The organism is Blautia faecis, from assembly GCF_020554845.1.
Classification (GTDB): domain Bacteria; phylum Bacillota; class Clostridia; order Lachnospirales; family Lachnospiraceae; genus Blautia_A; species Blautia_A faecis.
Genome location: NZ_JAJCIA010000050.1, coordinates 1 through 21,357, shown reverse-complemented (window position 1 = coordinate 21,357; position 21,357 = coordinate 1). Strand labels below are relative to the sequence as shown.

The 21,357-nt window shown below is 44.0% G+C and carries 22 protein-coding genes; 21 read left to right on the top strand and 1 reads right to left on the bottom strand.

Going from position 1 to position 21,357, the window contains the following annotated elements:
* Positions 1–31 precede the first annotated feature (31 nt).
* Positions 32–289 carry a hypothetical protein gene (locus tag LIZ66_RS16845; RefSeq protein WP_118579046.1) on the top strand — a complete coding sequence of 86 codons (258 nt, stop codon included), beginning with the start codon at positions 32–34 and terminating at the stop codon, positions 287–289.
* A gap of 293 nt (positions 290–582) precedes the next feature.
* Here LIZ66_RS16845 and LIZ66_RS16840 read toward each other — a convergent pair whose 3' ends face one another.
* Complete coding sequence (locus LIZ66_RS16840) at positions 583–783, bottom strand: cold-shock protein (RefSeq protein WP_008705499.1); 201 nt, start codon at positions 781–783, stop codon at positions 583–585.
* A gap of 320 nt (positions 784–1,103) precedes the next feature.
* Between LIZ66_RS16840 and LIZ66_RS16835 the strand changes: the two genes are divergently transcribed.
* From LIZ66_RS16835 to radA, 20 genes are all read left to right on the top strand, one after another.
* Complete coding sequence (locus LIZ66_RS16835; RefSeq protein WP_195379531.1) at positions 1,104–2,399, top strand: dihydroorotase; 1,296 nt, start codon at positions 1,104–1,106, stop codon at positions 2,397–2,399.
* A gap of 46 nt (positions 2,400–2,445) precedes the next feature.
* Positions 2,446–3,372: an orotidine-5'-phosphate decarboxylase gene (gene pyrF / locus LIZ66_RS16830; protein ID WP_195379530.1), complete on the top strand. Its 927-nt coding sequence runs from the start codon at positions 2,446–2,448 to the stop codon at positions 3,370–3,372.
* A 10-nt stretch (positions 3,373–3,382) separates the two neighbouring features.
* Entirely contained in the window at positions 3,383–4,165 is a 783-nt protein-coding gene (locus LIZ66_RS16825) for a dihydroorotate dehydrogenase electron transfer subunit (protein ID WP_195379529.1), read from the top strand.
* Positions 4,162–5,067 carry a dihydroorotate dehydrogenase gene (locus LIZ66_RS16820; protein WP_118579040.1) on the top strand — a complete coding sequence of 302 codons (906 nt, stop codon included), beginning with the start codon at positions 4,162–4,164 and terminating at the stop codon, positions 5,065–5,067. Before LIZ66_RS16825 ends, LIZ66_RS16820 begins: the two co-directional genes overlap by 4 nt.
* A gap of 275 nt (positions 5,068–5,342) precedes the next feature.
* Complete coding sequence (pyrE, locus tag LIZ66_RS16815; protein ID WP_118579037.1) at positions 5,343–6,017, top strand: orotate phosphoribosyltransferase; 675 nt, start codon at positions 5,343–5,345, stop codon at positions 6,015–6,017.
* Between the two features lie 79 nt (positions 6,018–6,096).
* Positions 6,097–6,249 (top strand): hypothetical protein, encoded by a 153-nt coding sequence (locus tag LIZ66_RS16810; RefSeq protein ID WP_173717277.1) that lies wholly within the window; start codon positions 6,097–6,099, stop codon positions 6,247–6,249.
* Positions 6,250–6,260: 11 nt separating this feature from the next.
* Positions 6,261–6,722, top strand: coding sequence for a VanZ family protein (locus LIZ66_RS16805; protein WP_226855197.1), 462 nt, complete (start codon positions 6,261–6,263; stop codon positions 6,720–6,722).
* A 273-nt stretch (positions 6,723–6,995) separates the two neighbouring features.
* Positions 6,996–7,310, top strand: a complete 315-nt coding sequence (locus LIZ66_RS16800) for a DUF6142 family protein (RefSeq protein ID WP_195379528.1) — start codon at positions 6,996–6,998, stop codon at positions 7,308–7,310.
* Between the two features lie 74 nt (positions 7,311–7,384).
* The gene (locus LIZ66_RS16795) at positions 7,385–7,981 is read left to right on the top strand and encodes an HD domain-containing protein (protein ID WP_195379527.1); all 597 of its coding nucleotides are present in this window, start codon (positions 7,385–7,387) and stop codon (positions 7,979–7,981) included.
* A 118-nt stretch (positions 7,982–8,099) separates the two neighbouring features.
* The gene (locus LIZ66_RS16790) at positions 8,100–10,160 is read left to right on the top strand and encodes an aminopeptidase (protein WP_195379548.1); all 2,061 of its coding nucleotides are present in this window, start codon (positions 8,100–8,102) and stop codon (positions 10,158–10,160) included.
* A 140-nt stretch (positions 10,161–10,300) separates the two neighbouring features.
* Positions 10,301–10,807 carry a 5-(carboxyamino)imidazole ribonucleotide mutase gene (purE, locus tag LIZ66_RS16785; protein WP_118579028.1) on the top strand — a complete coding sequence of 169 codons (507 nt, stop codon included), beginning with the start codon at positions 10,301–10,303 and terminating at the stop codon, positions 10,805–10,807.
* 129 nt (positions 10,808–10,936) lie between these two features.
* Positions 10,937–11,962, top strand: coding sequence for a phosphoribosylformylglycinamidine cyclo-ligase (purM, locus tag LIZ66_RS16780; RefSeq protein ID WP_195379526.1), 1,026 nt, complete (start codon positions 10,937–10,939; stop codon positions 11,960–11,962).
* On the top strand, positions 11,956–12,582 hold the full coding sequence (gene purN, locus LIZ66_RS16775; RefSeq protein ID WP_195379525.1) for a phosphoribosylglycinamide formyltransferase: 627 nt from the start codon (positions 11,956–11,958) through the stop codon (positions 12,580–12,582). Before purM ends, purN begins: the two co-directional genes overlap by 7 nt.
* A 10-nt stretch (positions 12,583–12,592) precedes the next feature.
* Positions 12,593–13,867 carry a phosphoribosylamine--glycine ligase gene (gene purD / locus LIZ66_RS16770; protein ID WP_195379524.1) on the top strand — a complete coding sequence of 425 codons (1,275 nt, stop codon included), beginning with the start codon at positions 12,593–12,595 and terminating at the stop codon, positions 13,865–13,867.
* Positions 13,868–14,008: 141 nt separating this feature from the next.
* The gene (locus LIZ66_RS16765) at positions 14,009–15,202 is read left to right on the top strand and encodes an FprA family A-type flavoprotein (RefSeq protein ID WP_173717279.1); all 1,194 of its coding nucleotides are present in this window, start codon (positions 14,009–14,011) and stop codon (positions 15,200–15,202) included.
* 208 nt (positions 15,203–15,410) lie between these two features.
* Positions 15,411–16,304, top strand: a complete 894-nt coding sequence (locus LIZ66_RS16760) for an SseB family protein (protein ID WP_195379523.1) — start codon at positions 15,411–15,413, stop codon at positions 16,302–16,304.
* Between the two features lie 141 nt (positions 16,305–16,445).
* Complete coding sequence (locus LIZ66_RS16755) at positions 16,446–16,817, top strand: GntR family transcriptional regulator (protein WP_118579020.1); 372 nt, start codon at positions 16,446–16,448, stop codon at positions 16,815–16,817.
* A gap of 62 nt (positions 16,818–16,879) precedes the next feature.
* Positions 16,880–19,339 carry an ATP-dependent Clp protease ATP-binding subunit gene (locus LIZ66_RS16750; RefSeq protein WP_227201070.1) on the top strand — a complete coding sequence of 820 codons (2,460 nt, stop codon included), beginning with the start codon at positions 16,880–16,882 and terminating at the stop codon, positions 19,337–19,339.
* Between the two features lie 180 nt (positions 19,340–19,519).
* Positions 19,520–19,933 carry an endosialidase gene (locus tag LIZ66_RS16745; protein ID WP_118579014.1) on the top strand — a complete coding sequence of 138 codons (414 nt, stop codon included), beginning with the start codon at positions 19,520–19,522 and terminating at the stop codon, positions 19,931–19,933.
* The gene (gene radA, locus LIZ66_RS16740; RefSeq protein ID WP_227201069.1) at positions 19,927–21,306 is read left to right on the top strand and encodes a DNA repair protein RadA; all 1,380 of its coding nucleotides are present in this window, start codon (positions 19,927–19,929) and stop codon (positions 21,304–21,306) included. The genes LIZ66_RS16745 and radA overlap by 7 nt, the downstream gene beginning before the upstream one ends.
* Positions 21,307–21,357 lie beyond the last annotated feature (51 nt).

Here is a 21,357-nt window from a genome sequence, read left to right as displayed (position 1 = left end):
TGATATTTTATCCCAAAGGAGACGTGCGGCTATGAGTCAGAAGAAAGTAGATGCCTATAAAGCAGAAAAAGCAAACCGTGAGAAAATTATGAAAAAGGAGAAACTGATCCTTACTATTGAGAAGCTGGCAGCGCTTGTTGCGTGTATGGTTGCTGTATGCTGGATTGGTTATTCTGTTTACGGAAAGGTTACAGAAGGTCAGGAGACTGTGACGACAGAGACTGTTATGGATACTTCTGCACTGGATTCTTATCTGAATGGACTTAGTGCAGATTCAGAGGCGGAATAAGTATGAAATATAAGAAAATATAAGAAAAAACTGCCTGAGGTAGCTTAAAAAGATGGGGATGGATTTCGGATCTGTCCCCATTTTGTTTATATAATAACAATAAAAAGAATCCTGTCTACAGGACTCTCCGCCTACGGTGGGGCGTCTTGGGCGATATTTACCCTTCCGCTGCAGTGTAATCCTGCCAGATAGGGATTTTTTTATAATAGGAAATTCTGAGGAGATTTCTTATTACATAAAAAATTCCCCTCGGATATGATTCCGAGGGGAAATTTCTGCTTCAGTTGCTTCAATTATAACTTAGTAACGTTAGCAGCTTGCATTCCGCGAGCGCCTTCTGTTAAGTCATATGTTACAGCCTGGCCTTCTTCAAGAGATTTGAAGCCTTCACCATTGATTGCAGAAAAATGTACGAATACATCAGCTCCGTCTTCTCCTGTGATGAAACCATAACCTTTTTCAGCGTTGAACCATTTTACAGTGCCCTTGTTCATTTTGAGTTACCTCCATAAAAAATAAAAAATTAAAAAGATGTTCTGGCGAAAAAAATCACCAGATTTTACAGACTATATCATGTAAATATATAATCTCTAAAAACTAGTGATTTTACATTAAATAATCTTCGACATGGATTGATTATATAACCTGAACTAAAAAAAGTCAAGGATAATTAAAATTGTGCAACAAAAAATATAATTGGATGGAAGATATAAGGAAAAATGACGGAAGGGAAAAAAACTCTTTATTAAATGAAAAAATTCGTGTATGATAGGTTGTGATAAAGTTTACGTTATACCAGAAGGGAGAGAACCAAATGGGTATTCTGATTCGAGGCGGACGTGTTGTGGATGCGGCTGCTCAGATTGATAAAATTGCGGATGTTTATCTGGACGACGGCGTAATCCAAAAAGTGGGAGAGAAGCTGGAAGCAAAGGATAAAGATGACAAGATTATAGACGCTAAGGGACTGGTAGTAATGCCAGGCCTTGTGGATCTTCACGTACATTTTCGTGATCCTGGACAGACGGAGAAGGAAGACATTGAAACCGGTTCCCATGCAGCTGCAAGAGGCGGTGTGACTACTGTAGTGGCGATGCCGAACACCACACCGGTTATTGACAGCCCTGACCGTGCAAATTATGTGAAAAATAAAGCTGCGCAGGTTTCCGCTATTCATGTGCTCCAGGCAGGAGCCATGACAAAGGGAGAACTTGGGGAGGAGCTTTCTGATATTGCAGGCATGGCAGCAGCGGGAGTACCTGTTCTTTCCGAAGATGGCAAATCTGTTATGAAAGCAAGCCTTTGCAAGCAGGCGATGGAAGAAGCCGTGAAAGCCGGACTTCCTATTTTTGATCACTGTGAGGATATGTCTCTTCGTGGAAACGGCTGCATGAATGAGGATGAGAACGCCAAACGCCTTGGGCTTCCAGGAATCTGCAATTCCACAGAAGATACTATTGCAGCAAGAGATTCTTTGCTTGCCATTGAGACAGGCGCTAAGCTGCACCTTTGCCACTGTTCTACAAAAGGTGTTGCAATTATGATGAAAATGTTAAAGGCAGAAGGTATTGAGAATGTAACAGCAGAAGTTTGCCCCCATCATTTTATACTCACATCTGATGATATTGAAAGAGATGATCCAAACTATAAAATGAATCCGCCTCTCCGTACCAGGAAAGATGTGGAGGCGCTGATTGAAGGTCTGAAGGAGGGCTACATTCAGGTAATCAGTACGGATCATGCCCCACACACCCAGAAAGACAAAACCGGTTCCATGAGAACCGCAGCTTTCGGAATTGTGGGAATCGAGACCAGCTTTGCACTTAGTTACACCGCTCTTGTAGAGACTGGAATCCTCACTCTTTCCCAGCTTGTAGAGAAGATGAGTTACAATCCGGCTCAGATTCTGAACCTGCCATGTGGAACCTTACAGAAAGGACATCCGGCAGATGTGATAATCGCGGACATTAAGAATCCATATACCATTCACAAAGCAGACTTTGTTTCCAAAGGCAAAAACACCCCATTTGAGGGCAAAGAGGTGAAAGGAAAGATTCTATACACTATTTGCGATGGTAAGATTGCGTACAAGGATTCTGCTGCTAAATAAGAAAAAAATGAAATTTCCAGGAAAACATATTAAGGAGGAAACACCCATGATCAACAAACTTATTGCCAATATCAAGAAAACAGGAGCCCCTATTGTAGTAGGCCTTGACCCAATGCTGAATTATATTCCGAAGCAGATCCAGGAAGCTGCATTCAAGGAATTCGGAGAGACGCTGGAAGGTGCTGCAGAAGCAATCTGGCAGTACAATAAAGGAATTGTGGATGCCACATATGATCTGATTCCTGCTGTGAAGCCGCAGATCGCTATGTATGAACAGTTTGGAATTCCGGGACTTATGGCTTACAAGCGTACTGTAGATTATTGCAAGGAAAAAGACCTTGTAGTAATTGGAGATATTAAACGTGGTGATATCGGTTCCACATCTGCAGCTTATGCCGTCGGACATCTTGGAAAGGTTCAGGTAGGAAGCAAGACTTATGTTCCATTTAATGAGGATTTTGCAACTGTAAACCCATATCTTGGAACAGACGGAGTGAAGCCTTTCATGGATGTTTGTAAAGAAGAGAAAAAAGGAATTTTTGTTCTGGTTAAGACCTCCAATCCGTCCAGCGGTGAGTTCCAGGACAGAATAATTGAAAAACGTCCTCTCTATGAGTGGGTAGGCGAGAAAGTTGCCAAATGGGGAGATGAGCTTATGGGAGACGGTTACAGCTATGTAGGCGCAGTTGCAGGTGCTACCTATCCGGAAATGGGAAAAGTATTAAGAAAACTTATGCCAAAAACCTTTATTCTGGTACCAGGATATGGCGCACAGGGTGGTAAGGGTGCAGATCTTGTACATTTCTTTAACAAAGATGGCCTTGGTGCTATCGTAAACTCCTCCAGAGGAATTATTGCAGCTTACAAGCAGGAGAAATACGCAAAGTTTGGTGAAGCGAACTATGCAGATGCTTCCCGTCAGGCAGTGAAAGACATGATTCTTGATATCAGCACTGCACTTGAGAACCGCTAGGAGGAAGAAAATGGGTACAAAGGTAAAAGAAACCTGTACAGTCCTCAGCCAGGAATGTATTGGAAAAGACATTTACAGCATGTGGATTCAGACAAAGACCATTGCAGGGAATGCGAAGCCTGGACAGTTCGTTTCCGTTTATACACAGGATGGAAGCAAACTGCTGCCACGTCCTATCAGTCTTTGTGAGATTGATAAAGAAAAAGGTGCACTTCGCCTTGTCTATCGTGTAACAGGTCCGAAAACAGGTACAGAAAGCTTTTCCAGACTGCATGCAGGTGCACAGCTTGAACTTCTTGGACCTCTTGGAAATGGATTTCCGCTGGAAGAGGCTGCTGGCAGGAAGGTATTCCTTATGGGCGGAGGAATCGGTGTTCCGCCTATGCTGGAGACCATGAAGCAGCTGGATGCTAAGAAGATTGCAGTTCTTGGCTATCGTGATGAGCTGTTTTTAAATGAGGAATTTGAAAAAAATGGTGAGGTATACATTGCAACAGAAGACGGCTCTGCCGGAACCAAAGGAAATGTAATGGATGCGATCCGGGAGAATGACCTGGAAGCAGACGTGATTTTTGCCTGTGGTCCTAAGCCTATGCTTCGCGCCATCAAGGCCTATGCACTGGAGAAGGGAATCTCCTGCTGGGTTTCCATGGAAGAGCACATGGCTTGTGGAATCGGTGCCTGCCTTGGCTGTGTATGCCAGTCCACAGAAACGGATGCCCATTCTCATGTACACAATAAGCGCGTATGTAAAGACGGCCCGGTGTTCAGAAGTACGGAGGTGGAGTTATGAGCAAAATGAGCGTAAATCTTGCAGGAGTGACTCTGAAAAATCCAGTAATGACTGCATCTGGAACATTTGGTTCCGGTGCGGAATACAGTGAATTTGTAGACCTGAATAATCTTGGTGCAGTCGTGACAAAAGGCGTGGCAAATGTGCCGTGGCCTGGAAATCCTACGCCCCGTGTGGCAGAGACCACAGGAGGAATGCTGAATGCTATCGGTCTTCAGAATCCCGGAATCGATGTTTTCTGTGAGAGAGATATTCCATTTCTGAAGAAATTCGATACGAAGATCATTGTAAATGTATGCGGAAAGACCACAGAGGACTACTGTGAGGTTGTGGAACGTCTTGGAAATGAGCCAGTAGATATGCTGGAGATCAATGTATCCTGCCCGAATGTAAAGGAAGGCGGCATTGCCTTTGGACAGAATCCCAAGGCTCTGGAGGCCATTACAAGAGAAGTAAAAAAATATGCCAGACAGCCGGTGATTATGAAGCTGAGTCCTAATGTAACAGATATTACAGAGATGGCAAGGGCAGCAGAAGCAGGCGGTGCAGATGTGGTTTCCCTTATTAACACCATTACCGGAATGAAGATTGATATTAACCGCAGAACGTTTGCACTGGCAAATAAAACAGGCGGTATGTCCGGTCCGGCTGTGAAGCCTGTGGCAGTGCGTATGGTTTATCAGGTGGCAAATGCAGTGAAGATCCCAATCATCGGAATGGGTGGAATTGCAAGTGCTGAAGATGCCCTGGAATTTATTATGGCGGGCGCCACCGCAGTATCTGTAGGAACTGCAAATTTCATCAATCCATACACTACTCAGGAGGTTGTGGATGGTATGGCTGCATTCCTTGAGAGACAGAAAGTGGAAGATATTAATGAGCTGATTGGATGTGTGAAATAGGTTACTGTTCACTGGTGACATTCCGCGAAGCGTGTTACTGTGAACGGAGTGAACAGTAACACTGAAATAGGTTTTACTTCGCGGTTTAAAAGAGATTTTGACCATGCCCATATTTTGTGCTACTATAAAGAGAGCGCGAAGGTTACATTACTGATTACGGAGTGAACAATAATGTAACCGGGTTTTACTTTGAAACCGGCGTATGCAAGAGCTTTTTCAAATATGATTTAAGAAAGACCAATAACAGATACAGCCCATATACGAGGAGGATAAAAATGGAACAGTATAAACAGGAATTTATTGAGTTTATGATTGATTGCAATGTATTGAAATTTGGAGATTTCGTAACCAAATCCGGAAGAAAAACTCCGTTTTTTGTAAACACAGGATTTTATCGTACAGGAGCTCAGTTAAGAAAATTAGGACAGTATTATGCAAAAGCAATTGAGAGCAAATTTGGTCTGGATTTTGATGTGCTTTTTGGACCTGCATACAAGGGAATTCCGCTGACTGTTGCAGCGACAATGGCAATCAGCGAGGAGTATGGCAAGGATATCCGCTATTGCTCCAATCGTAAAGAGGTAAAGGATCATGGGGATAAGGGAATTCTTCTTGGAAGCCCGATTGAGGACGGAGATAAGGTTGTGATCATCGAGGACGTTACGACAGCCGGAACTTCTATTCAGGAGACGCTGCCGATCATCAAAGCTCAGGGTGACGTTTCCCCAATCGGTCTTGTGGTTTCTGTAGACCGTATGGAGCGCGGACAGGGTACCAAGAGCGCTTTAAAGGAGATTGAGGAAAAATATGGTCTTAAGACAACTGCTATTGTAACTATGGCAGAGGTGGTAGAGCATCTTTACAACAAAGAGTATAAAGGGAAAGTCATCATTGATGACACATTAAAAGCTGCTATTGATGCATACTATGAGCAGTACGGCGCAGAATAAGAAAATTCTATGCAGCATTAAAAATTCTGAAAGTGTGCTGCGGCAACTGGCGGCATAATGATAAAAGGAGGAAATGCTGATGAGTGAAAAGCTTTATAAAATCGTATCTGGCGTGGGTGCCGGAAGTATTGCACTTGGGATCATCACACTGGTGACGGGTGTGTCCACTGGTATTCTCATGATCGTGAACGGTGCCAGACTTCTGAAGGGCAAATCCGATATGATGATTTAAGGGGATTTTTTTTGAAAAAGGAAACGAAGACTTTAATTCGCCGTATGGGAATCCTGCTGTTCGTCATCTATATAATCTTTCTTGTCTACTTTCTGTTCTTTTCAGAGGAATATGGAAGGGCGGCAGAGGCGCAACGGGTATACAGGTATAATCTGATTCCCTTTGTGGAAATCAGAAGGTTCTGGATATACCGGGAGCAGCTTGGCACATTTGCAGTATTTTCCAACATATTCGGAAATGTGATAGGCTTCCTGCCTTTCGGGTTTATCCTTCCTGTTATTTTCCGAAGAATGAACAGCGGTTTTCTCATCTGTGTATCAGGATTTATATTAAGTCTGACTGTGGAAGTGATCCAGCTGGTCACGAAGGTTGGCTGTTTTGATGTGGATGATATGATTTTGAACACCCTGGGGGCAACCTTGGGGTATGTTCTTTTTTTCGTCTGTAATCATATTGTTACTGTTCACTGGTAACATTCCGCGAGGTGTTTTTTGTGAACAAAGTTCACAGAAAACCCGAGAGTTGCGGCGCGAAATCATGCAAAGCATGATTTCTGTGCATCGCGAAGCGTGTTACTGTGAACGAAGTGAACAGTAACATCATATTCGAAGGAAAGTCCTGGATAGCAGCCATGAATGAGCCATGCTTACCTAAGCGGATTTATGGATATTGTATGGCAGCAGCTGACTTTCATATTTTGACATGCCTGCGTGGGCAGACATGTCCATTTAGGAGAAAGTTCCATTATGGCAAGAAGATATAGATATTCATTTACAAAGAAAAAAGAAGCGAAAAAAGGGAAGCTGTCTGCCGGTCTGGCGGCAGCGTCCTTTTTGTTGTTTATAACGGCTGTTGTCATGGCGTATCTTTTGGATGACAGCTTTGGGTTTCTGGTAGGAGGAGTGGGCTTATTTGCCACCCTTCTTTCCGTATACGGATTTATTATGGGACTGCTCAGCTTTTCTGAAGAGGGCAGAAGCCATAAAACCAGCATTATCGGTTCAATCAGCAATGGATTGTTTCTGATTGTGTGGATCGGAGTATACCTGACTGGATTGTAGAGCACGGCGTATGTATTGCGGAAATACGTTTGAAAGCAATAATAATTGATCAGACAGGGGAAAGGGGAATATATATGGATGAACGTTTAAAAAAGCAATTAGACTTTATTCTGGAAGCAGATAAAGTGAAAAATATTATGCGTCAGACCTATCTGGCGGATGGAAAACGCAAGGAAAACGATGCAGAACATTCCTGGCACCTGGCACTTATGGCAGTACTTTTGAAAGAATATGCACCAGAGGAAGTTGATCTTTCCAAAGTCATTCCTATGGTACTGATTCACGATCTGGTAGAGATTGATGCCGGAGATACCTATGCTTATGACGCTGTTGGGGGAGCTACCCAGCATACAAGAGAAGAAGCTGCTGCACAGCGCATTTACGGCCTTCTTCCAGAAGACCAGGGAAAATGGCTTTATGATCTTTGGGAAGAGTTCGAAGCTTATGAAACACCAGAGGCCAAATATGCGCACATGCTGGACAACAGTCAGCCACTTTTTCTGAACAATGCTACAGATGGAATCAGCTGGGTAGAGCATGGCGTGAAGAAAAGTCAGATTTACACACGAAACCGCCGTACTGGTGAGGGAGCACCAAAAATCTGGGAATATATGCAGGAATTGATTGACCAGCATGTAGAAAAAGGACATGTGATCGACGATATGTCCTAAAAAGAATAAGAAGTGTGCTGATCGCGGAAAAAAATTATTCAAACAGGCGCTGTCGGTGCCGTGACGGATAGCTTTGTATAAAAATGAAAAGTGAGGGAAACGTGTGGACGAATTACTGATGGAACGTTATGCTCTTGCAAAAGAAAGAGTATGTGAGATCAAAGAGGAGAAAGCAGTACAGATGCCATATCTGGACTTTTTCCAGAAAACAGCTGCTTTTCTTGAAAAAAATGTGGAAATTATGGATGGCGTTGTATTTTTGGGAGAAGCCAGGGAACCAAGGAAACTTGCAGATGCGGCTGATTTATCTATAGATGAATGGAAAGAACTGAATCGTGATCTGTATGCAGATATCCTTCCGGAAAATTATAGAAACAGCTACGGAAATCCGGTTTATGCCTGTGAAAAGCTTGGGGAATACGGAAAAGACTTTTCTTTCCTGTATGCAGAGCTGCGTGGTATTGTGGTCTATGCCTTTGAAAAGAGGCTGTGGGACATAACTGTGCTTCTGGAGCTGTTTCTGGAAGTTTATGGCGCTTTTGCTCAGGAAGAGGTTCCTACAGAGGAAGAATTGAGGGGGATTTTAAATTCCTATGCAAATGATTACTGCCAGGATATGATAGAGTACCGCACTAGAGAGTGCGTGGACCCGGAGCTGGATTTTGCGGCAAAAATTATTATGAATTCTGATTTTTCAGACCTTCGTTACCTGTATCTGTTTGGAGAATGCATTACAGAGAATGAACTTGGAGTGGCTGCATTTCTTAACGGTCTTTCCCAGGAAGAAATCGATTCCTGCGCAAGAACCTATACAGAGGGCTACCGTTTGGGATTTGTAAATGGACACAAAGACCTGAGCAAAAAGAAAACAGTCAATATCCGCTACAACCTTGGTTTTGAACGTATGGTAAAAGCGGCAATTCTTCAGTTTGAGGAGATGGGGCTGAAGCCAGTTATATATCGCTATCCGACCCATGCGGTAAACAGGCGTGGCTCTTATAGAATTGGCTATACAGGCGCTGTTGCAAACCCGCAGTTTGACTATGATCATCGACAGGACGGGGCACTTTTTTTGGATCAGGATTTTGTGCAGAAGCGCCTTCGTGCCCTGCAGACTTCCTATGAGAAATATAAGGAGCTGGCGTATGTTCACGCTGGTCCAGCCTGCATTGAGGTATTTGGGGAAGCTCCGTTTTCACCGGTGAGTGTAAAAGAGGCATGGCAGTTCAGTGATGTCCAGCAGAAGCTGGAAATTGAGATGCAAAATGAAGCTGGACAGATTACAAACCGCTACATAAAAGGTGATGAGAGAAGCTTTACCATTATTGCATATCCGGTCCCTGAGATCGGCGGTGATTATGAGGAGATTTTCCGCCAGATCGTGAAAATCAACACCCTGGATTACCAGCTTTATCAGAAAATCCAGCAGACCCTTATTGATACTCTGGATACTGCAGAATGGGTATCTGTAAAGGGAAAAGGAGCAAATGAAACAGATCTCAGGATACATCTGCACACTCTTACCGACCCGGCGAAGCAGTCCAATTTCGAGAACTGTGTAGCGGATGTAAATATTCCCGTTGGTGAAGTGTTTACTTCCCCGGTTCTTTCCGGAACAGACGGTCTTCTTCATGTAAGCCAGGTATATCTGGAAGGCCTTCAGTTTCGTGATCTGAAGCTTGAATTTAAAGATGGAAAAATTGCATCCTATTCCTGCGGAAATTTTGAAAATGAAGAAGAGAATAAAAAATATATTGAGGATAATATCCTGTTCCATCATCCAACACTTCCAATGGGTGAATTTGCAATCGGAACGAATACTACGGCTTATGTAGCTGCGAAGAAATACAACATTGCAGATAAGCTGCCTATTCTGATCGCAGAAAAAATGGGACCTCATTTTGCAGTAGGTGATACCTGTTACAGCTGGTCTGAGGATACTGCCGTGTACAATCCGGATGGAAAAGAGATCATTGCAAGAGATAATGAAATCTCCATTTTGAGAAAAGAAGATATAAGCAAGGCGTACTTTGGCTGTCATACAGATATTACCATTCCTTATGATGAATTGGGAAGCATCTGTGTTCCTGGAAAGAATGGGGAGAAAATTTCGATTATTGAGGATGGCAGATTTGTGCTGGCCGGAACGGAAGAATTGAATAAACCTTTTGAGGAATAAAGGAAAGTTTAAAATCTAACAGCAAAATTAATTAGCCCTATAAAATTTTTCTTTGCCTCAATCGTATTGACAGAAAATGTTATTCTTAGTAGAATTTACGCGAATGGTAGTTCTAAATATAACTAAAAGAGGAGAATATTATGCCAAAAGTAGGAATTGTAATGGGCAGTGATTCAGATATGCCGGTAATGAGCAAGGCAGCAGACATTCTGGAGAAACTTGGGATTGATTACGAAATGCGTATCATCTCCGCACACAGAGAGCCGGACGTGTTCTTTGATTATGCGAAGACAGCTGAGGAAAAAGGATTTAAGGTCATCATTGCAGGTGCCGGTATGGCAGCACATTTACCAGGAATGTGCGCAGCGATTTTCCCGATGCCGGTTATCGGAATTCCTATGCACACTACATCACTTGGGGGAAGAGATTCCCTGTATTCCATTGTACAGATGCCATCCGGCATTCCGGTAGCAACTGTTGCAATTAACGGAGGGGCAAATGCTGGTCTTCTTGCAGCGAAGATTCTTGCAACATCCGATCCGGAGCTTCTTGCACGTCTGAAAGCCTACAGCCAGGAGCTGAAAGAGCAGGTCGAAGCCAAGGATGCGAAATTACAGGAAGTGGGACATAAGGCTTATACAAAATAGAATTATACAGCAGGGGCAGAATAACCTTTTCTGCTGATGCAGGTGAAGAATCCTGCGAGGCAGGATCTTTCTATGAAAACCATAATAAACACCATAATAGAAACCATAAAATTCTGGGAGGAAAAAGGCATGGATTACAAGAACGCGGGCGTTGATATTGAGGCAGGATACAAATCAGTAGAATTAATGAAACAGCATATTGCAAAGACTATGAGACCAGAGGTACTTGGAGGAATCGGCGGATTCTCAGGTGCTTTTTCCATGAACAGCTTCAAGGATATGGAAGAGCCTACACTGGTTTCCGGAACTGACGGAGTTGGAACCAAGCTGAAACTGGCATTTATTATGGATAAACATGACACTGTTGGAATCGACTGTGTGGCAATGTGTGTAAACGATATTGCATGTGCAGGCGGAGAACCTCTTTTCTTCCTGGACTACATTGCCTGTGGAAAGAACTATCCAGAGAAGATTGCTGAGATCGTAAAAGGTGTTGCAGAAGGCTGCAGCCAGTCAAGCGCAGCCCTCATCGGCGGCGAAACTGCTGAGATGCCAGGATTTTATCCGGTAGACGAGTATGACCTGGCTGGATTTGCAGTTGGCGTTGTTGATAAAAAAGACCTGATTAGAGGAGAGAATTTAAATACCGGAGATGTGCTGATCGGAATGGCATCCTCAGGCGTACACAGCAATGGTTTTTCTCTTGTCCGCAAAGTGTTTGAGATGACAAAAGAGTCTCTGGACACATATTATGATGAACTTGGAACTACCCTTGGTGAGGCCTTGATCGCACCAACCAAGATTTATGTAAAAGCTCTTAAGAGCATTAAAGATGCAGGGGTTAAGATCCACGCATGCAGCCATATCACAGGCGGTGGTTTCTATGAGAATGTACCTCGTATGCTGAAAGAGGGCACAAGAGCCGTGATTGAGAAAGACAGTTATCCGGTGCTTCCGATCTTTAAGCTTCTTGCAAAGACTGGAGACATTGAAGAAAAGATGATGTACAACACCTACAACATGGGACTTGGTATGGTTCTGGCAGTTGATCCGGCTGATGTAGATAAGACTATGGAAGCAATCAAGGCAGCAGGTGAGACACCGTACGTAGTAGGACGTATTGAAGCAGGAGAAAAGGGAGTGACATTATGCTAAAGGTTGCTGTCCTGGTATCAGGAGGCGGTACCAATCTCCAGGCAATCCTGGATGCCATTGATTCCGGCAGGATCACCAATGCGGAAGTTTCCCTTGTGATCAGCAATAATCCAAATGCTTACGCACTGGAAAGAGCGAAGAACCATGGTATAGAGGCTGTCTGTATTTCTCCTAAAGAATTTGAAAAACGTGAAGAATTTCATAAGGCACTGTTAAAGAAATTGCAGGAAAGCGGTGCAGAACTGATTGTTCTTGCTGGCTATCTGGTTGCAATTCCACCTATGATCGTGGAGGCATTTCCAAATAAGATTATCAACATCCACCCATCCCTGATCCCATCCTTTTGCGGTGTAGGATACTATGGACTTCATGTTCATGAAGCTGCCTTAAAAAGAGGAGTGAAGGTAACAGGTGCTACTGTTCATTTCGTGGATACAGGTACAGATACCGGCCCTATTATTTTGCAGAAAGCAGTAAAAATCGAGCCGGATGATACCCCCCAGTCTCTTCAGAGAAGTGTAATGGAAAAGGCAGAGTGGAAGATCCTTCCGAAAGCAATTAATCTTATTGCCAATGGAAAGATTTCGGTAGAAGATCATATTGTGACTATCAGCGATTAAGGAGGAGATTATGAAGGTACTGATCGTAGGAAGCGGCGGAAGAGAGCATGCAATCGCATGGAGTGTATCCAGAAGCCCTAATGCAGATAAGATTTACTGTGCACCGGGAAATGCAGGAATTGCAGAGTATGCAGAGTGCGTGAACATTGGTGCTATGGAATTTGAAAAACTTGCTGATTTTGCTCAGGAAAATCAGATAGACCTTACCATCATCGGTATGGATGATCCGTTGGTAGGCGGTATAGTAGACGAGTTTGAATCCCGTGGTTTACGGGTATTCGGACCTCGTAAAAATGCAGCAATCCTGGAAGGCTCCAAGGCATTTTCCAAGGATCTGATGAAGAAATACAACATTCCAACGGCCGCATACGAGAATTTTGATGACCCGGAAAAGGCACTGGTTTATCTTCGCACCGAAGCAAAATTCCCTATCGTCCTCAAAGCAGACGGACTTGCTCTTGGAAAAGGTGTTCTGATCTGTCAGAATCTTCAGGAAGCAGAAGCTGGTGTGAAAGAGATCATGGAAGATAAGAAGTTTGGAAGCGCCGGAAATACCATGGTTATTGAGGAATTTATGACTGGTCGTGAAGTTTCCGTTCTTTCTTTTGTAGATGGAAAAACAATTAAAACCATGACCTCCGCACAGGATCATAAGCGTGCAAAGGACGGTGACCAGGGCTTAAATACAGGCGGAATGGGAACCTTTTCTCCCAGTCCTTTCTACACAAAAGAGGTGGATGAGTTCTGTAAGAAATATGTATATCAGCCAACTGTGGATGCAATGGCCGCTGAGGGAAGAGAATTTAAAGGAATCATTTTCTTTGGTCTGATGCTGACAGCAGATGGTCCGAAGGTACTGGAATACAATGCCCGTTTCGGAGATCCGGAAGCACAGGTTGTTCTTCCGCGTATGAAGAACGACATTGTAGAAGTTATGGAAGCCTGCATTGATGGAACTCTGGATCAGATCGATCTTCAGTTTGAGGACAATGCCGCTGTTTGTGTAGTTCTCGCAAGTGACGGATATCCGGTGAAATATGAGAAAGAAATCCCGATGTATGGATTTGAGAATTTCAAGGATAAAGAGGGATATTACTGTTTCCATGCCGGAACCAAGTTTAAGGATGGACAGATCGTTACAAATGGTGGACGTGTTGTAGGAATCACAGCCACAGGCAGCAATCTGAAAGAGGCCAGAAAAAATGCCTATGCGGCAACAGAGTGGATCACTTTCGCAAATAAATATATGCGCCATGATATTGGAAAAGCAATTGACGAAGCATAATTAAGTGGTATAAAATAGGCAGGAGACAAGAGTGTTTCCTGTCTGTTTTTGGTTATAGAAGTCCTGACAGGATGAAAATACAAAAGTCAGAGAATTCTGTATTGCAGAATTTGTTTAGCAAAAGCATTAGGAGGAACCATTATGTACAATGTGAAGAAAGTAAACGAAGATTTATACTGGATCGGTGCAAGTGACAGAAGACTTGCCCTTTTTGAAAATATTTACCCGATTCCAAGAGGAGTTTCCTACAACTCTTATGTGATCCTGGATGAGCAGACCGTGCTTCTGGATACAGTTGACAAGTCTGTAAGCGGACAGTTTTTTGAAAATCTGGAGCATGTTCTTGGAAACAGACCTTTGGATTATATGATCGTAAACCATATGGAACCAGATCATTGTGCAATTGTGGAAGAGGTGGTAAGAAGATTCCCGGAAGTGAAGGTTGTGGGAAATGCCAAGACCTTTAACATGATGAAACAGTTCTTTACCTTTGACGTGGACGCCCATGCAGTTGTGATCAAAGAGGGAGATACCATCAGTACAGGTAAACATACCCTTGCGTTTGCCATGATCCCCATGGTTCACTGGCCGGAGGCAATGGTTACATACGATGCATATGACAAAGTGCTTTTCAGCGCAGATGCTTTTGGTACTTTTGGGGCGCTGAATGGAAATGTGTTTGCAGATGAAGTAAACTTTAAAGAAGAGTGGCTGGATGACGCCAGAAGATATCTAGTAAATATTGTTGGAAAATACGGCGGACCGGTTCAGAGTGCCCTGAAAAAGGCCCTTACACTTGATATCGCCATGATCTGCCCACTTCATGGTCCTATCTGGAGAGAGGATCTTGGATGGTTTATTGACAAGTATCAGAAATGGAGCACTTATACCCCTGAAGACCATAATGTTGTGGTTATGTATGCCTCCATTTATGGAAATACTGAGAATGCAGCTGATGTTCTGGCAGGCAGACTGGCAGATGCAGGGGAGAAGAATGTGAAGGTTTATGATGTTTCTGTAACAGATCCTTCCTATCTGGTAGCGGAAGCATTCCGCTGTGACAGAATCGTATTTGCCTGCCCGACTTATAATGCAGGACTTTTCCCGAAGATGGAAACCCTGCTTCATGAACTTGCTGCCCACAATCTGCAGAAGAGAAAAGTGGCAGTTCTGGAAAACGGTACCTGGGCTTCTACTGCAGGTAAGCAGATGAAGGAGATCCTTTCTGGTATGAAAGATATGGAAATCTATGAAGAGACGGTAACGGTAAAGTCTGCCCTGAAAGAAGACCAGCTGGCACAGCTTGATAAGATTGTAGAATTTATGACAAAATAAGAGGAAGTTTGTCGGATCAGTGGATGCCAGGAACGCGGTAAAATTGCATAAAAACACTGACGGTTAGACTTTACTTTTTTGCAATTTTGTTATAAAATAAAACCTATATTAGGTTTTTGTCGATATGTTTTGAAATCTGCCAGACAGGACAAGGTTCATAGAATTTTCGTATACGACAGCAGGAAACCAGGACTGAGAGGATAATGACATGGGAATCACTGAACAGGAAGCAATTAAGGAATTACAGACAAGAGACGAAATCTTTGTAGCGTATTCACAGGCTACGAAGCTTCCATATGTAATTTGCGATCAGGAGAGCTTTAATGATCAGGTGTGGGTATTTGCCACAGAAGAAGAGATTAAAGCATTTGGCAAGAAGAAATTAGAGGATAAGATTCTTCTTATGGGAATGAAATATGAGAAGAAAGACTACCCAAGATTCTACGGCACACTTTATGCAATCGGTGTAAACAGTGTAGTATGGGTTGATGGAGAGAATCAGATTGAGGTTGAGCTTACCAGAATTGCCAGACAGGCAGACTTTAGCCAGCTTGAGCCGAAGAAGCAGCCACTTTTTAATTCCACTCTTCAGCTTTCGGGTATCTATTTTATGCAGGAACTCCGTCGCCCGATTAAGAAAGAGGAGCGCACTGTGAACCTTCGTGAAATGGAAGAAGAGCTGATCGTGAATCTTAAGAAATCCGAATTCCTGGTAGCTATGGCTACTGATCCGGAAGACCCGACCAAGGTTAACATTCCATATCTTAAGAACAAACAGGGTGATATTCTTCAGCCGGCTTTTACAGATGTTATGGAATTTGATAAATTTGCAAGAGGCAAGAAGCTTCGGGCAGCCAAGGTTCCATTTGCCAAACTGCCAGGTCTTATCATTAACCAGGCGAAGGCATTTGTGATCAACCCGATGGGATTCAATCTGATCCTTGACAGAGTACAGCTTGGAAAGATTCTGGGTGTTGAGATCCCTCCAGCTGCAGCACCGGCTGAGAATGCGCCTGCTGAGGCAGCAGCTCAGGAGACTAAGGCATCAAAGGGTGAAGTAAAGGCAGAAGAAGCACCGGCAGCTGAGACACCGGTTCAGTAGGAATAGGGAGCGCTGCCAGCTTTGCAGATGGCTTATATTTAGACAAAGTGTTTATTACGAAAGACAGGAAGAGACCGGGGCAGTATGACTCCGGTCCCTTTGTTTTTGTAATATTCACTATTTTTTACAGGGAGGGATAAAATGGTAATAGAGATAGATTTCCAGAGTGACGAGGCACTTTATACCCAGCTGATGAATCAGATCATTATGGGAATTGCCACATCCCGGCTGCAGGAAGGAGATCCCCTTCCATCTGTCAGACAGCTTGCGGATACCATTGGAATTAATATGCATACAGTAAACAAGGCCTATTCCTTGTTACGCCAGGAAGGATTTGTCTCCATTGACAGAAGAAAAGGCGCGGTAATCTGCCTGGATGTGGATAAATTAAGGGCTATGGAGGAACTGAAGCAGAATTTGCGTGTTGCGCTGGCAAGAGGCTGCTGCAATAATGTGACCAGGGAAGAAGTGCATAGTCTTATAGATGAGATTTTGGATGAATATGAGAAATAAAAGCGAGATTGTTCGAGAAATCAACTTGTTTGTACACTAGCGTAAGGAGGAACAATTGATCAATGCGAAATAAATTTACGAAACAGGCTCAGACAGCCCTGACACTGGCAAAGGCAGCAGCCATTGACTTTGAACTGGGCTATATTGGTACAGAACATCTTTTGCTGGGACTTTTAAGTGAGACAGAAGGCGCTGCCGGAAGAGTCCTGGAGGAATTTCAGGTAGATGGCAAGAAGCTGGTGGAACTGATCGACAAGCTGGTGACTCCGGCAGAAGTGGGAAATGTAACTGAGATTGAAATGAAGCCGGTATACAGTCCGAGAACAGAGAAGGTTCTGGAAAGTGCTGTGGCAGAGGCACAGAATTCTGGCTGTGAGAAGGCCGGAACGGAGCATTTGCTCCTTGCCATGCTCCGCGAGACGGACTGTGTTGGAACCAGGCTTTTATATACGATGGGAGTGAATATCCAGAAGCTTTATGCAGCAGTCCTTGGAGCCATGGGCTATGACAATGAGTCTATTCAGGAAGAGTTCCAGGCTGCCAAGGCCATGCAAAATCCCGGAGGCAGCCCGACACCGGCACTTGACCAGTACAGCCGTGATCTGACCCAGATGGCAGCAGAGGGCAAACTGGATCCTGTTGTGGGAAGGGAAAAGGAAATCAGCAGACTGATCCAGATCTTAAGCCGTAGAACCAAGAACAATCCATGTCTGGTAGGCGAACCCGGGGTAGGCAAGACTGCTATTGCAGAGGGGCTTGCCCAGAGGATTCTTGCAGGTAGTGTTCCGGAGACGATTAAAGACAAGCGTCTGGTAGTGCTGGATCTGTCTGGAATGGTGGCTGGAAGCAAGTACAGAGGTGAATTTGAAGAGCGTATCCGTAAGGTCGTGGATGAAGTACGTGAGAATCAGGGGATTCTTCTGTTCATTGACGAGCTTCATACAATTATTGGAGCTGGCGGTGCGGAAGGCGCCCTTGACGCTTCCAATATTCTGAAGCCATCTCTTTCCCGTGGAGAATTGCAGATCATAGGTGCGACCACTCTGGAAGAGTACCGCAAATATATAGAGAAGGATGCTGCTCTGGAGCGACGCTTCCAGCCGGTCACCGTGGAAGAGCCTTCTGAAGAGGAGGCTTACGAGATCCTGAAAGGACTTCGCCCATACTATGAAAGACATCATAAAGTAGAAATATCAGATGAAGCTTTGGAAGCAGCAGTTAAAATGTCAGTACGTTATATTAACGACAGATTTCTTCCGGATAAAGCAATCGACCTGATTGATGAAGCTGCTTCTAAGGTACAGCTTTCCGGATATCAGGCTTCTTCCGAGATTGAGGATTTAAGCCGTGAGATTCAGGAAATCCTTCAGGAGAAAGAGCGTGCCATCAAAACTGGTTATTTAAGTCTTGCCAAAGAATGTCAGGAGAAACAGAAGGAAGCAGAAGCCAGACTTGAGCAGCTTCAAGTAAAAGAAGAAAAGAAGAATCAGAGAAAATCCGGAAAAGTGGACGAAAAAGCCGTAGCTTCCATTGTATCCGACTGGACCAAAATTCCGGTACAAAGATTGACAGAAGGAGAAACCAGACGCCTTGCTCAATTGGAAAAAGAACTTCACAAACGCGTGATTGGTCAGGAGGAAGCGGTTCGTGCTGTTTCTCAGGCTGTAAAACGTGGTCGTGTAGGATTGAAGGATCCGAACCGTCCAATTGGTTCTTTCCTGTTTCTGGGACCAACAGGCGTTGGAAAAACAGAACTTTCCAAGGCGCTGGCTCAGGCTGTATTTGGCAGCGAACAGGCTATGATTCGTGTAGACATGTCTGAATATATGGAGAAACATAGTGTTTCCAAGCTGATCGGTTCTCCGCCAGGATATGTGGGATATGATGAGGGCGGACAGCTCAGTGAAAAAGTACGCAGAAATCCATACAGTGTTATTCTTTTTGATGAGATCGAGAAAGCACATCCGGATGTGTTTAATATTTTGCTTCAGGTGCTGGATGACGGACATATTACAGATGCCCACGGAAGAAAAGTGGATTTTAAACAGACAATCATTATCATGACTTCCAATGCGGGCGCACAGGCAATCGTAGAACCGAAGCAGCTTGGGTTTATTTCCCAGAAAGATGAGAAAAAGGATTATGAAAAAATGAAATCCGGCGTTATGGAAGAAGTGCGCCGTCTTTTCAAACCAGAATTCCTGAATCGAATTGACGAGATTATGGTATTCCACACCCTGAATAAGGAGGAAATCCGTAAAATTGTACTTCTACTCCTGAAATCACTGGAAAAACGTTGTGAGGAACAGATGGATATTCATCTGAATGTGACGAATTCTGCAGTAGATTATATTGCAGAAGCCGGATTTGATGCTAAATACGGTGCAAGACCTCTTCGCCGGGCCATTCAGTCCAAGATAGAAGACCGGCTGGCAAATGAGCTCCTGGAGGGCAAAATCAAGCGGGGAGACATCGTGCAGGTACAGTATAGAAATAAAGAAATTCGTTTTATAGTGAAGTAAGATTCTGTTTGAACAGTAACGTAATCTTCTAAAATTACTATAAATTTTATATAAGGTACTGGCAAAGAAAAAAGTTTTATTATATAATATGTACAACATCGGGGAAACCGGTGAAAAGGATCTGGCGAGGAGAAATCCGCCGGAGAACATAACGAAAGAGTCTTAGGGAGGACAAGCATCATGGCAGTAGTAAAGGAACTGATCCGTACAGAGGAAAATGGTACCATCAGCTTTGGAGATTATGAGAAGAACCAGAAATCAAAGGTTTCTGATTACCCACATCAGGGAGATATGTATAAAGTAAAAACATTCAAGGAGATCACCAAGCTGGAACGCAACGGTATGTTTGTATATGAGTCCGTACCAGGTACCGCTGTATTCAATCTTGCACAGGACGGAAACCAGATGAGTTTTCGCGTAGAGGGACCGGAGGATGCACAGATTACTGTAGAACTTGAAGCAGAAGCACAGTATGAGGTATATCTTGACGGAGCAAGTACAGGTAAAATGGAGACTAACCTTGGCGGAAAGCTTTCTTTCAGCGTAGAGCTTGGAAATGGCTCAGCTGTTGATGTAAAAATTGTAAAATGCTAAAAAACAAAAAAATGGTATATTTTTGCCAGGAGTGCGGTTACGAATCCTCGAAATGGATGGGACAGTGCCCTGGATGTAAGGCCTGGAATTCTTTTGCGGAAGAACCTGTATCCACAGGGAAAAAGGCATCAGGAGGCGGTAAGTCCGTTTCCAGGCAGCAGTCTGAACCAGTGATTCTGAAGGAGATCAGTCTGAAAGAGGATGAACGTCAGACAACGAACATAGGGGAACTTGACAGAGTACTCGGGGGCGGCATTGTCCCCGGGTCTTTGGTTCTTGTGGGGGGAGATCCGGGTATTGGAAAATCCACCCTTCTTTTACAGGTGTGCCGGAATCTGGCAGAGAATGGAAGCTCTGTCCTTTACATTTCTGGAGAGGAATCCCTGCGTCAGATCAAGCTTCGTGCGAATCGTATCGGTACTTTCAACGAGAATCTTCAGCTTTTATGCGAGACCAATCTGGATACAGTGCGTGAAGTGATGGAGCGGAAGAAACCGGATGTAGCAATCATAGATTCCATCCAGACCATGTTTGACGAAGAAATCGGATCTGCGCCGGGAAGTGTTTCCCAGGTGAGAGAATCTACCAATGTACTGATGCAGATTGCAAAAGGATTTGGAATCACGATTTTCATCGTTGGTCATGTTACAAAGGAGGGGAACGTGGCTGGACCGAGAGTGTTGGAGCACATGGTAGACACAGTGCTCTATTTTGAAGGAGACAGACATGCCTCCTATCGAATCCTGCGTGCTGTAAAGAACCGGTTTGGTTCTACCAATGAGATTGGCGTATTCGAGATGCAGGGCTCAGGTCTTGAGGAGGTTTCCAACCCTTCTGAATATCTTCTGGAGGGGCGGCCTGAGAATGCGTCGGGATGCGTAGTGGCGTGCTCTATGGAAGGAACACGTCCGATTCTGGTGGAAATCCAGGCGTTGGTCTGCGAGAGTAATTTTGGCATTCCCAGGAGAACCGCAGTGGGAACAGATTTTAACAGAGTGAATCTTCTGATGGCTGTATTGGAGAAGAAGGTGGGACTTCGCCTTGCTTCTTCCGATGCCTATGTAAATATTGCCGGCGGTATGAAGATGACAGAACCGGCGATTGATCTTGGAATCTGTTTGGCAATTGCATCCAGCATGAAAGATATCGTGATCCCGGATAAACTGATGGCTTTTGGAGAGATCGGACTTAGCGGTGAAGTGCGTGCTGTGAGTATGGCAGGACAGAGGGTACAGGAAGCGAAAAAACTGGGCTTTGATACAGTGATCCTGCCGGAAGTGTGCAGAAGCTCGGTGGAAAAAGCTGATGGAATTAAGCTGGTGTATGTGAGACAGATTCAGGATGCGATTCGGTATATTATGGGAGGACACTAGTATAGTATCCATCTAGTAATAATAGTTTACAGTTACTTGCTTTTTTGCTAT

Coding starts and splice junctions, on each gene's coding strand:
- purE (WP_118579028.1), top strand. CDS start 10,301: ATGCCAAAAGTAGGAATTGTAATGGGCAGTGATTCAGATATGCCGGTA.
- LIZ66_RS16810 (WP_173717277.1), top strand. CDS start 6,097: ATGAGTGAAAAGCTTTATAAAATCGTATCTGGCGTGGGTGCCGGAAGT.
- pyrF (WP_195379530.1), top strand. CDS start 2,446: ATGATCAACAAACTTATTGCCAATATCAAGAAAACAGGAGCCCCTATT.
- purD (WP_195379524.1), top strand. CDS start 12,593: ATGAAGGTACTGATCGTAGGAAGCGGCGGAAGAGAGCATGCAATCGCA.
- LIZ66_RS16835 (WP_195379531.1), top strand. CDS start 1,104: ATGGGTATTCTGATTCGAGGCGGACGTGTTGTGGATGCGGCTGCTCAG.
- purN (WP_195379525.1), top strand. CDS start 11,956: ATGCTAAAGGTTGCTGTCCTGGTATCAGGAGGCGGTACCAATCTCCAG.
- LIZ66_RS16840 (WP_008705499.1), bottom strand. CDS start 783: ATGAACAAGGGCACTGTAAAATGGTTCAACGCTGAAAAAGGTTATGGT.
- LIZ66_RS16790 (WP_195379548.1), top strand. CDS start 8,100: ATGGAACGTTATGCTCTTGCAAAAGAAAGAGTATGTGAGATCAAAGAG.
- pyrE (WP_118579037.1), top strand. CDS start 5,343: ATGGAACAGTATAAACAGGAATTTATTGAGTTTATGATTGATTGCAAT.
- LIZ66_RS16795 (WP_195379527.1), top strand. CDS start 7,385: ATGGATGAACGTTTAAAAAAGCAATTAGACTTTATTCTGGAAGCAGAT.
- LIZ66_RS16765 (WP_173717279.1), top strand. CDS start 14,009: ATGTACAATGTGAAGAAAGTAAACGAAGATTTATACTGGATCGGTGCA.
- LIZ66_RS16800 (WP_195379528.1), top strand. CDS start 6,996: ATGGCAAGAAGATATAGATATTCATTTACAAAGAAAAAAGAAGCGAAA.
- LIZ66_RS16825 (WP_195379529.1), top strand. CDS start 3,383: ATGGGTACAAAGGTAAAAGAAACCTGTACAGTCCTCAGCCAGGAATGT.
- LIZ66_RS16745 (WP_118579014.1), top strand. CDS start 19,520: ATGGCAGTAGTAAAGGAACTGATCCGTACAGAGGAAAATGGTACCATC.
- LIZ66_RS16760 (WP_195379523.1), top strand. CDS start 15,411: ATGGGAATCACTGAACAGGAAGCAATTAAGGAATTACAGACAAGAGAC.
- LIZ66_RS16750 (WP_227201070.1), top strand. CDS start 16,880: ATGCGAAATAAATTTACGAAACAGGCTCAGACAGCCCTGACACTGGCA.
- purM (WP_195379526.1), top strand. CDS start 10,937: ATGGATTACAAGAACGCGGGCGTTGATATTGAGGCAGGATACAAATCA.
- LIZ66_RS16845 (WP_118579046.1), top strand. CDS start 32: ATGAGTCAGAAGAAAGTAGATGCCTATAAAGCAGAAAAAGCAAACCGT.
- LIZ66_RS16820 (WP_118579040.1), top strand. CDS start 4,162: ATGAGCAAAATGAGCGTAAATCTTGCAGGAGTGACTCTGAAAAATCCA.
- radA (WP_227201069.1), top strand. CDS start 19,927: ATGCTAAAAAACAAAAAAATGGTATATTTTTGCCAGGAGTGCGGTTAC.
- LIZ66_RS16755 (WP_118579020.1), top strand. CDS start 16,446: ATGGTAATAGAGATAGATTTCCAGAGTGACGAGGCACTTTATACCCAG.